We start from the raw sequence: 10,362 nt of genomic DNA, 5'->3' as shown, positions 1-10,362 counted from the left end.
CCCACCAGCGCCGATGGTACTGCTAACGCGGGAGAGTAGGCCGCCGCCAGTTTTTATTTTATTTTTAAAAGTCTCATACAGCAATGTATGAGACTTTTTTTTGCTGGATACATATCTATAAGACAATATACAATTTGTAACAGGTAATCCTGAACGATATTGTCTGCTGTTATTATTGATTATCATTTTTGTTTCTGTTTTAATGCATAGTTGTCATCCAATATTTAATGCTTACTATTGTATTAAAGTTTCTACGGGATAAAATGATCATGAAAATCTATATAATGATCCTGGCTTTGTTTTAAGTTCAAAAATCTGGTATTTTGTATTAGGCTATAGTTAGTAGTTTTGTGATACGAGTAATGAGATATTTGCGGCTTATTTAAAGTAATATGGAAGTACTTGTAAATAGTGTTGATGACGCATAAGAGCTTTAATCTTTTAAAAGGAGAATAAAAGCGAAGATTTAAATTTTATCAAGCTGATAGATAGAAAAAGAGAACCGCTTCCATGGAAGCGGTTCTCTTTTTACATTTTGATATTGAGTATTACATATCATTGCTTGTGTCAGGACATTTGAAATCATCACTGCATGCTGCGCAGATGACAGTGCCATTGCAGTAATACATACAGAACTCTGGTTCAGGAAGGCGAATCCCAGCTCCGGAAATTCCTTTCAATTGGTCTTTTCTTAGTTTTTTTAGATTTTTCATATTGATTTAATTATAAATTTGATAGTAAAGTAAAATTAATTAAAAAAAATTTAATTAAACACAATAAATTTCATTAAATCTAATAAAATAGAAAAGATAAACTGAATATGAATGAAATGAATATTTCTGTTTTAGTTCGATAGAAAAATGAACAATAAATAGGTAAAAAAATAGTCAATAATTAATCTTAAGGTTACCATAATGATAACGTTTAAAAATAGATTAATTATTGACTATTATACTATTATTTCTTAATCAAGCCTAATTCAATTAGTCTTTCATGTAAGAATTCTCCTGCAGTTGTATCTTCATACAATTTTGGATTGTTTTCATCCACACAGTTTTCAAGTGCATTTAAAGACATTGAGCTGATTGGGTGCATGAAGAAAGGAATTGAGTATCTTGAAGTACTCCATAATTCCCTTGGTGGGTTTACCACTCTGTGAATGGTAGATTTTAATTTGTTGTTGGTGTGTCTTGAAAGCATATCTCCAACATTGATCATCAATTCGTCAGGCTCTGCAATAGCATCAATCCAGTCTCCGTTGTGGTTCTGAACCTGAAGACCTTTACCTTGAGCCCCCATCAGAAGGGTAATAAGGTTAATATCTCCGTGTGCTGCTGCTCTTACCGCATCATCCGGCTCTTCTGTGATTGGCGGATAGTGAATGGGTCTTAAGATAGAGTTTCCTTCTGCAATCTTATCGTCAAAATAAAACTCATCTAAACCAAGGTGAAGGGCTAAAGCTCTTAGCACATATTGCCCTGTTTTTTCAAGCATCTGGAATGCTTCTTTACCTACTTCGTTGAATTTTGGAAGCTCTTCAACGATTACATTGTCAGGATACTCAGCTTTGTATTTTGAATCATCAGACAGATACTGTCCAAAGTGCCAAAATTCCTTTAAGTCTCCTTTTTTGAAACCTTTTGCAGTTTCTTTACCGAATCCTACATACCCTCTCTGGCCGCCAATACCCGGAATCTCATACTTTCGTTTCGTTTCCACTGGCTGGTCAAAAAAGTTCTTTACCTCTCCATATAATTCATCTACTAGGTTGTCATCAAGAAAGTGGCCTTTTAAGGCTACAAAACCAATTTCTTCATAAGCTTTTCCGATTTCATTTACAAATTTCTGTTTGCGTTCCGGGTTGTCCGAAAGGAAATCACGCAGGTCTACACTAGGTATTTTATCCATTTTTAGAAATTTACGAATAGCAAAATTACATTTTTTTTAAATTAAATGATTTTAAAATCATTATTTATAAGTTAAATTTGCCGTATGAAAAAATATTCTTCTAAGAGAAGTATCCAAATACTTGCACATCTTCTTCAGCAGTACGGAATTGCAGACGTAGTCATTTCTCCTGGATCAAGAAATGCTCCTTTGGCAATTCATTTTTCAGAAATAGACAGTTTTAATTGTTACAGTATTGTAGACGAAAGAAGTGCTGCTTTCGTAGCAATGGGAATGGCTAAAAGTGAGAAAAAACCTGTAGCGATTACCTGCACGAGTGGTTCAGCAGTTGTCAATTATTATCCTGCCATTGCGGAAGCATTTTACCAGAATATTCCACTTCTGGTGCTGACAGCGGACAGGCCTACGGATTTTGTTGATATTTTTGATGGGCAGACGATCAGGCAGAAGGATGTTTTTCATCAGCATTCTTATGGTGATTTTCAGCTTTTGGAAGACAGCAAGGAGAATGCAGAAGATATTAATTTTGATACGATAAAAAAGGCAATCGAGCTTTGCTTTGAAAAGCAAGGTCCGGTGCATATCAATATCCCATTAGAAGAGCCGCTGTATGAGTTGGTTTCAGAGCTTCCTAAGTTTCCAACCGTTGAGAAGACTATCAAGAGTAAAGACTATGAAATTCCTGCCAATCTGATTGCAGAATGGCATACATCTCAAAGAATCATGCTGCTGGTAGGAACGAGAGATTATAGTCCGGAATTGGAGAACCAGTTGACACAGCTGGTAAAAAACCACTCTGTAGTGGTGCTGAGCGAAGCTAATTCTAATTTATACCATGAGAAGTTTTTCAGGCATATAGACCGCTATATCTTTAATTTTACGGAAGAAGATTATAAAAAATATGCTCCGGATCTCCTGATCACTGTGGGGCAAAATGTAGTTTCCAAAAAAGTAAAACAGTTTCTGAGAAGCGCAAGGCCAAAGCAACACTGGCATTTAGATGAGATCTGGCAGCCTGATACCTATTTCTCGCTGACAGAAAAAATTGAGGTGAAGCCTGAGGTATTCTTTTCAAAGCTATTGAAACATATCAATCTGGAGCCCAGACCTTATTACAATCTTTGGGATGTTTTAAGGGATAAAAAGGATGCCAGACACGAACAGTTTTTAAATACCGTTGAGTTTTCTGATTTTTACTTTTTCAATAAAGCTTCACAGACAGTTCCTGAAAATTATAATATTCATTTCAGTAATTCTTCAGGGATCAGATATGCACAGCTGTTCGATTTTGGTAAAAGAAGAATGTACTGTAACAGAGGTACCAGTGGAATTGATGGTTCAACATCAACTGCAATGGGCTTTGCTATCAAAAATGCCAATCCTACCCTGCTGATTACCGGAGATTTAAGTTTCTTTTATGATATTAATGGCCTTTGGAACCAATATATTCCTCCGTTTGTAAGGATTATGATCTTTAATAACGGAGAAGGAAATATTTTTAAGATCATTCCGGGGCCTGGAAATGCCAATCCGAACACGCTGGATGAATTTATCGCTACAAAGCACCGTAAGAATGCAGAGCATCTTGCCAAACACTTTGGGTTCTCTTATATCAAGGTAGAAGATGAGCTGACATTAGACAGAGTGCTGGAGAATTTCTTCAAGCCGGATTCACAGCCTAAAATTCTGGAAGTCAATACGTATGGAAAGAACAGCGCAGATGTTCAGAAAGCTTACTTCAATTTTATGAAAGAAAACTAAAGGTCAAGATATTCTTCATTCCCCGGGAGATTCACTATCCTGTCAATAGGATAAATAAACATATCGTCAAAATCATTTAAAGCATTAATGAGCTGGAAATGGGTGAATTGCTTTATGTTCTGTAGCGTAATTTCAGTTTCCTTGATCTTTTTATGCTTTAAGAGGTTTTGCCTCTGTACCCCATTAAGAAGGTAAGAGGTTGGAGTAAACCAATCTTTACCTTTTAAAAATAAAAGATTGGAAAAAGAGGTATCGGTAATGTGATTATTCTTAACAATGATGATTTCTTCGGCTTTGGACTTCATCTTCATCTTTTCCAGCTCTTTCCGGTCTTCAAACTTGAAAGAATAGTCAAAGCTGTTGTTTTCTACCAATTGAAAGCTGTGTATTTCAGGGATAGCATAAGGAATCATTTGTGTACGGACCTTTTTATCAAGATCATAAGAAATTCTTAGCTTGAAAAGTCCGTCTTCATCATGCTGCAGATTTTTGTAGATCTTGGCCAGATCAATAGAGCCCTCTTTTCCAAAATGGGCAAATGTTTGATTGACACGTTTCTGATGTAGATCCAATAGAAAGATCTCCTGATCTTCCACTTTAATGCTTTCAATGAATTGGGACATAAATTTTGTTTTTCATTTCCTGATACTCGTCTTCTAATTTACTCATGTGCGTTATACCGCCTCCGCTTTTGAAATAAAGTTGATCACCTTCTTTTTCAATAAAGCGTATCATTACACAGCTATCGACATTTTTACCGTCAAACCAGCCACAAACACCTGTATAGTATCCTCTTTCATATCCTTCTGCATCCAGTATGATCTCCAATGTTTTGGGCTTTGGAGCTCCCAAGATAGAACCTGCAGGAAGCAGTTTTTGCATAATGCTTCCCAGTTTTCCATCAAATTCAGGTTTCAATATTCCTGAAATTTCAGAACTCATGGCATACAAATCCTTTTGCTGGGTTTTGATGAAATCAATATGCTGAAACTTATCAACCTTCACATCATCAGCTACCATGCTCAGATCATTCCGAAGCAGATCCACTACAGTGTAATGTTCAGCTTTTTCCTTTTTATCGTTCTTCAGTATTTCTGCCGCATTTTCAAGAGAGGCATCGATAGTACCTTTCATAGGATAGGTCAGAATTTTACCATCAATGATCTTCACAAAAGTTTCAGGAGAAAAAAATACAAAAAAATCTTTATAAAAAACTTTGTATTTCGCATTTGAGTGATAAAAAATTTCTTTAAGGCTTAAATTCGTCTCTATTTTCGTTTTTCTGGTATAATTTACCAAATAGGAATTTCCCAGACGAATATTTTTCTGAACTTTTTCAAAACCGGTTTTAAAGCTTTCCAACGTTTCCGGATAGGATTTCCACTCTAATTTTTTATTTAATTCATGTTTGTTTTTTGTGTTTGAAAAATATTGAAAATCAATAATTAAGCCTGATTTTTCAATTTCATTTTCTCTATAGATTTCAACATTCTCAGAAAGAAAGTCGATAACAAAAAAATAGGGAACCTTCTGAAGAGAAAGTTCATCCATTTCCATAAATTTTTGATGATTCACTGAAAACATTCGGCAAAAATACTTATTGATGTTTACTTTTGCATAAAATTTTTATGATGCAGAGTAAATATCCTCAGAAACCGGGAATAGATTTTATATTGAAGCAGGCCTTTTTTTATTGGAATAAAACACTGGTTTTTCAGCTGATGTTTTCAATGATCTTTTTTGGAATATTCCTTACGTCACTGTTTTTCTTTGGTTCCAAATACGGAATATGGGAGCAGAACCAGCTATTGACTGAAGCTCTTCAGGAAGGAATAAAAACCTATATGGAAAAAATTGCGGAATTGAGTGCCACTGAAAATTATCAGATGTTTACCCTTGCGATCTGGGGAACCACAGCATTTCTGTATCCACTGAATCTTGGAATGTTTCAGATCTTCAGAAAACTTGATCTTCATGAAAAAATAGAATTAGGAGATCTGTTTGTAGGATATAACGGGCTTAATTTTTTTAAATATCTGGGATATTACCTTTTCTGGTTCTTTATTTACAGATTCACAGTGCCTACTCTATTGCTGGCAGTCATCTGGGTCGCTATGACAATATTTGTCGCACCACTCATGTTTTTTACCAATAAAAGAATTTTAGAAGCTATTTCTCTGAATTTTAAAGCATTAAGGATGTATTTCGTTGAAATCATGGTATGTGTCATGGTAGCTGTTCTGTTTAAATATCTGGGCTTCACTTTGTTTTTAATAGGAGGTCTTTTCACATTTCCGTTCTGGAATGCCATGATCTATTCATTGTATAAAACAGTTTTTTCAGAAAAGGGCTAAATTTAAGTAAGGTTTAATGTGTTTTTTTATCAAAAAAAGTTAATTTTGGTAAAATCATTAAATATTTAAACTATGTCTGAATTTAACGAATTTGATCAGCAGGGCTCTGTCCCGAACAGGGAAGCCGGATCAATTATTTCTCATGCCTTCGAAATGTATAAAGGGGTCTTTGGTTATGCAGTAGTAGCAATGATCATCTATATGCTGGGAGGATATGCTATACAATTGCTTACCGGGTTTAATTCTAAGTCAATGATGGAAGATTTATCCGGTGGATATAATTACTGGGATACTCCGGGGCTTCCGCTGTATATGACATTCTCCAGTCTTTTCGGATTGTTGCTGTCTCCTTTGTATGTAGGATTGATTTATATGGTCAATAAATTCAATACCAAGAATCCGATTGAATTTTCTGATCTTTTTATAGGATACCGCCAGAACTTTGTTAATATTTTGCTGTACAGCTTCCTTTCGGGGATCATTTCCGCTTTGGCTGCAGCGCTGTGCTTTTTCCCACTGATTTTTGTTTATCCTTTACTTTTGATAGGATATCCTATTCTTCTGTTTGAAAATGCTTCAGCGACTGATGCTTTGGGGAAATCTTTCAATATTGCAAAAGAAAACTATGGTACATTCTTATTAACAGGCATTTTAGGCATGCTTATATCTGTAGCAGGGATAGTTCTTTGTGGTATAGGCGTTATTTTGACCGCACCGTTTATTATGGTTGTAATGTATTCTACTTACTGTGCTTTCTTAGGAAAACCAAGACAAATAATGTACAGTAAATAATAAAAATAAAAGAACATGAACAAAGAAAAACAGATAAGCAGTGTTGCGATCAAGCAAATTTCTTTGCTGGCCATTATTTTGGTGCTGACAGGGTTGATCTGTTTTAATCTTGCACTATTCATTCCGTCGGTTTTAGGAGCCATTACCATTTATGTGGTGTGCAGAAAGTATAACTTCTATCTGCAGGAAGAAAAGAAATGGAAACCATCACTTGCTGCATTTGCACTGATGTTTGCGAGTCTTATCGTCCTGATTTTGCCGATCTATTTTATTGCCGATCTTATCATTGATAAGCTTGGAAATGCTCAGGCCTATATGGCAAAGTTCAACGTTTTCTTAGATAAAATACACTCTTACATCTATTCCAAAACAGGATTCGATATTCTGAGTAAGGAGAATATGACTAAGCTGAAAGACACTGTGGGTAAGTTTTCAACCTCGGCACTCAGTGGAACATTTAATACCCTTACTGTGATAATGTCCATGTATTTTATTCTTTATTTTATGCTGGAAAGACCAAGGTTGTTTGAAAAGATCCTGACTTCTTCCGCTCCGTTAAAAAGATCCAATGTCTCTTTGATCGGAGATAAAATGAGAAAGCTGATCATGGCCAATGCCATAGGAATTCCGGTTGTGGCGATAGGTCAGGGAATTGTAGCTCTTATCGGATATCTCATATTCGGTGCTCCGGGAGCCATTCTGCTTTTTGCTCTGACAGCTGCTGCTTCGGTTATTCCAGTAGTGGGAACCGCTATAATATACGTTCCGGTATGTATCTTTATGATTGCTGAAGGAAATACGGCCCAGGGAATCGGCTTAGCCATTTATTGCGTAGTGGTGGTAGGACTTACAGATAACCTGCTTCGTTTTACCCTTCTGAAAAAGCTGGAGAATATACATCCGTTGAATACTGTGTTTGGGATTATCATGGGAATGAACCTTTTTGGGTTTATGGGGCTTATTTTCGGGCCGATCCTGATCTCTCTTACCCTTCTTCTGATTCAGGTGTATAGGAATGAATTCTCGGATGAAGATATACCGCCTGACCTGGAATTACCCAATCAGAGTGGAAAAGGAGGAAAATTAATTTAATTATAGAAAAATTGTGGAAGGAATCAATCCGGAAATATTAAAAGAGATCTGTATCGTTACAATGCCTTTCGGAAAGTACGAAGGCACAATTCTGGCTGATCTGCCGGTAAGCTATCTGGAATGGTTTCTCCGGAATGGTGGAATGCCCAAAGGAAAGTTGGGAATGCAGCTTTCCACTGTCTATGAGATCAAATTGAATGGTCTGATGGATTTGCTGACTCCAATCAGAGCAGCTGTGAGAAATGGAAGGTAACAAAATATACTATTCTTATAAAGTTCCGGCGGCATCGAAGATGCCGCCGGAACTTTTTCTATTCTCATAAAATGAATTAAGCCTTCAAAGCGGCTATTTCATCTCTCAGCTTGGCAGCTTTTATAAAGTCGAGATTTTTGGCAGCTGCTTCCATTTCTTTCTGCTTCTGTCCGATCATTTTTTCTATATCTTCACTGGCATAGCTGGCTTTTGTTTCTGCAACTTTTTGAAGGATTTCCTTTTGGGTGTATTTTTCATCCGGGAAGTCTTTGCTCCTTCCTACAAGACTTTCGGAAATCTTTTTATTTAAAGCCTGTGGTTTCAGTCCGTGCTCTTCGTTATACTGCATCTGTTTCTCCCGACGGTATTCTGTTTCATCCAACGTGGCCTGCATTGATTTGGTTATCTTATCAGCGTACATGATGGCCTTACCGTTCACATTTCTCGCGGCACGGCCAACAGTCTGTATCATTGATCTTCTGCTTCTTAGCATTCCTTCTTTATCCGCATCCAGAATAGCTACCAGGGAAACTTCTGGTAAATCAAGTCCTTCTCTTAATAAATTTACCCCGATCAGAACATCAAAAAGTCCCAAACGAAGATCCTGCATGATCTGAATTCGCTCCAGAGTTTCAACATCAGAGTGAATATATCTTGTTCTGATTCCGAATTTTGTAAAGTATTTGGTAAGTTCCTCAGCCATTTTCTTGGTTAGGGTGGTTACCAGAACTCTTTCATCGACATCCGCTCTTTTCTGGATTTCTTCCATGAGATCATCAATCTGATTTAATGTAGGCCTTACCTCTATAATTGGATCGAGAAGTCCTGTAGGACGGATGATCTGCTCAATATAAGCTCCGCCTGTCTTTTCCAGCTCATAATCTGCAGGAGTTGCTGAGACATAAATCACCTGATTCTGTATGGCCTCAAATTCTTCAAACTTTAAAGGTCTGTTATCCATCGCGGCAGGAAGCCTGAACCCATATTCCACTAAGGATTCCTTTCTGCTTCGGTCACCACCGTACATGGCATGGACTTGTGGAACAGTTACATGGCTTTCATCGATGACCATTAAAAAATCTTTAGGGAAATAATCGATCAGGCAGAAAGGCCTGGTTCCCGGCAGTCTTCCGTCCAGATATCTTGAATAATTCTCAATTCCTGAACAATATCCCAGTTCTTTGATCATTTCAAGGTCCAGCTCAGTTCTCTCCTGAAGTCTTTTGGCTTCCAGGGGCTTTCCAATGGAACTGAAGAAATCTACCTGTTTCACCATGTCATCCTGAATTTCCTTTATTGCGCCATTTAAGGTTTCTTTCGACGTTACAAAAAGATTGGCTGGATAGATCTGGATCTGCTCAAAATTGGAATCTACATTTCCTGTTACGGGATCAAAGCTTTGGATCTTCTCAATCTCATCTCCAAAGAACTGAATTCTGATCGCATTATCAGCATAGGCGGGGAAGACGTCGATGACATCTCCCTTGACACGGAATGTCCCCCTTTGGAATTCGTTTAATGTTCTGGCATATAAAGCGTTAACCAATGAGTGGAGCAGCGCGGTTCTTGTCACTTTTTCACCAATTGCGATGGAAATTAATGACTTGTGAAACTCTGTGGGATTTCCGATACCGTAAATACAGGAAACAGAAGCCACAATGAGAACATCTCTTCTTCCTGAAAGAAGACTTGCCGTTGCGGAAAGACGTAGTTTTTCTACTTCTTCATTGATGCTCAGGTCTTTTTCAATATAGGTTCCGGTCGTTGCGATATAAGCTTCCGGCTGGTAATAATCATAGTAGCTGACAAAGTATTCTACAGCATTCTCCGGAAAAAATTCTTTAAACTCCATAAAAAGCTGTGCAGCAAGAGTTTTATTATGGGCCAGAACCAAGGTTGGACGTTGAACATTTTGTACAACATTGGCCACAGTAAAGGTTTTTCCCGAACCTGTTACCCCGAGAAGGGTCTGGTATTTCTCACCGATCTCTATTCCTGCAGTAAGTTTGTCAATTGCCTGAGGCTGATCTCCGGTGGGTTTATATTCTGATTGAAGCTTAAAATCCATAGAAAAGAATGTATACAACAAAAATACGAAAGAAATTATTGGCAGGATAATGTTTTGAAGATGAATATTTTGATGTTAAAATTTTAACCGGTATGCAGAATTTGTATGTTGTTATTTTTTGTGCTACTAAAAGT

General features: G+C 37.0%; 11 protein-coding genes. 5 read left to right on the top strand and 6 right to left on the bottom strand.

Going from position 1 to position 10,362, the window contains the following annotated elements; translation table 11 throughout:
* The 3 genes from AC4IF5_RS19235 to AC4IF5_RS19225 form a co-directional block, all read right to left on the bottom strand.
* Positions 1 to 186, bottom strand: a 186-nt coding sequence (locus AC4IF5_RS19235) for a hypothetical protein (RefSeq protein WP_490737387.1), incomplete at its 3' end; no start/stop codon positions are given.
* A 362-nt stretch (positions 187 to 548) separates the two neighbouring features.
* Positions 549 to 713: a bacteriocin-like protein gene (locus tag AC4IF5_RS19230; protein WP_490737385.1), complete on the bottom strand. Its 165-nt coding sequence runs from the start codon at positions 711 to 713 to the stop codon at positions 549 to 551.
* Between the two features lie 244 nt (positions 714 to 957).
* Complete coding sequence (locus tag AC4IF5_RS19225) at positions 958 to 1,908, bottom strand: isopenicillin N synthase family dioxygenase (protein WP_490737384.1); 951 nt, start codon at positions 1,906 to 1,908, stop codon at positions 958 to 960.
* A gap of 84 nt (positions 1,909 to 1,992) precedes the next feature.
* Here AC4IF5_RS19225 and menD point away from each other — a divergent pair, with 84 nt between their 5' ends.
* Complete coding sequence (gene menD / locus AC4IF5_RS19220) at positions 1,993 to 3,669, top strand: 2-succinyl-5-enolpyruvyl-6-hydroxy-3-cyclohexene-1-carboxylic-acid synthase (RefSeq protein ID WP_490737382.1); 1,677 nt, start codon at positions 1,993 to 1,995, stop codon at positions 3,667 to 3,669.
* On the opposite strand, the gene AC4IF5_RS19215 is transcribed toward menD, so the two are convergent.
* Both AC4IF5_RS19215 and AC4IF5_RS19210 read right to left on the bottom strand, forming a co-directional pair.
* Positions 3,666 to 4,292 (bottom strand): aminotransferase class IV, encoded by a 627-nt coding sequence (locus AC4IF5_RS19215; protein ID WP_490737381.1) that lies wholly within the window; start codon positions 4,290 to 4,292, stop codon positions 3,666 to 3,668. The two genes, menD and AC4IF5_RS19215, sit on opposite strands and share 4 nt — an antisense overlap.
* Positions 4,276 to 5,253: an aminodeoxychorismate synthase component I gene (locus tag AC4IF5_RS19210; RefSeq protein ID WP_490737379.1), complete on the bottom strand. Its 978-nt coding sequence runs from the start codon at positions 5,251 to 5,253 to the stop codon at positions 4,276 to 4,278. Before AC4IF5_RS19210 ends, AC4IF5_RS19215 begins: the two co-directional genes overlap by 17 nt.
* A gap of 47 nt (positions 5,254 to 5,300) precedes the next feature.
* Between AC4IF5_RS19210 and AC4IF5_RS19205 the strand changes: the two genes are divergently transcribed.
* The 4 genes from AC4IF5_RS19205 (at position 5,301) to AC4IF5_RS19190 (ending at position 8,160) form a co-directional block, all read left to right on the top strand.
* Complete coding sequence (locus AC4IF5_RS19205) at positions 5,301 to 6,023, top strand: hypothetical protein (protein WP_490737377.1); 723 nt, start codon at positions 5,301 to 5,303, stop codon at positions 6,021 to 6,023.
* Positions 6,024 to 6,095: 72 nt separating this feature from the next.
* Positions 6,096 to 6,815 carry a beta-carotene 15,15'-monooxygenase gene (locus tag AC4IF5_RS19200; protein ID WP_490737375.1) on the top strand — a complete coding sequence of 240 codons (720 nt, stop codon included), beginning with the start codon at positions 6,096 to 6,098 and terminating at the stop codon, positions 6,813 to 6,815.
* A 15-nt stretch (positions 6,816 to 6,830) separates the two neighbouring features.
* A complete protein-coding gene (locus AC4IF5_RS19195) occupies positions 6,831 to 7,907 on the top strand; it encodes an AI-2E family transporter (protein WP_490737373.1) in 1,077 nt (358 codons plus the stop codon).
* Positions 7,908 to 7,929: 22 nt separating this feature from the next.
* On the top strand, positions 7,930 to 8,160 hold the full coding sequence (locus tag AC4IF5_RS19190) for a DUF3820 family protein (protein WP_490737391.1): 231 nt from the start codon (positions 7,930 to 7,932) through the stop codon (positions 8,158 to 8,160).
* 76 nt (positions 8,161 to 8,236) lie between these two features.
* Here AC4IF5_RS19190 and uvrB read toward each other — a convergent pair whose 3' ends face one another.
* Positions 8,237 to 10,228, bottom strand: coding sequence for an excinuclease ABC subunit UvrB (gene uvrB / locus AC4IF5_RS19185; RefSeq protein ID WP_490737371.1), 1,992 nt, complete (start codon positions 10,226 to 10,228; stop codon positions 8,237 to 8,239).
* Positions 10,229 to 10,362 lie beyond the last annotated feature (134 nt).

The organism is Chryseobacterium sp. UF-290, from assembly GCF_058245615.1.
Note: the sequence above shows the minus strand (reverse complement) of the source record. Positions and strands in the feature narration are given on the sequence as shown.

Coding starts and splice junctions, on each gene's coding strand:
- AC4IF5_RS19200 (WP_490737375.1), top strand. CDS start 6,096: ATGTCTGAATTTAACGAATTTGATCAGCAGGGCTCTGTCCCGAACAGG.
- AC4IF5_RS19195 (WP_490737373.1), top strand. CDS start 6,831: ATGAACAAAGAAAAACAGATAAGCAGTGTTGCGATCAAGCAAATTTCT.
- menD (WP_490737382.1), top strand. CDS start 1,993: ATGAAAAAATATTCTTCTAAGAGAAGTATCCAAATACTTGCACATCTT.
- uvrB (WP_490737371.1), bottom strand. CDS start 10,228: ATGGATTTTAAGCTTCAATCAGAATATAAACCCACCGGAGATCAGCCT.
- AC4IF5_RS19225 (WP_490737384.1), bottom strand. CDS start 1,908: ATGGATAAAATACCTAGTGTAGACCTGCGTGATTTCCTTTCGGACAAC.
- AC4IF5_RS19215 (WP_490737381.1), bottom strand. CDS start 4,292: ATGTCCCAATTCATTGAAAGCATTAAAGTGGAAGATCAGGAGATCTTT.
- AC4IF5_RS19205 (WP_490737377.1), top strand. CDS start 5,301: ATGCAGAGTAAATATCCTCAGAAACCGGGAATAGATTTTATATTGAAG.
- AC4IF5_RS19210 (WP_490737379.1), bottom strand. CDS start 5,253: ATGTTTTCAGTGAATCATCAAAAATTTATGGAAATGGATGAACTTTCT.
- AC4IF5_RS19230 (WP_490737385.1), bottom strand. CDS start 713: ATGAAAAATCTAAAAAAACTAAGAAAAGACCAATTGAAAGGAATTTCC.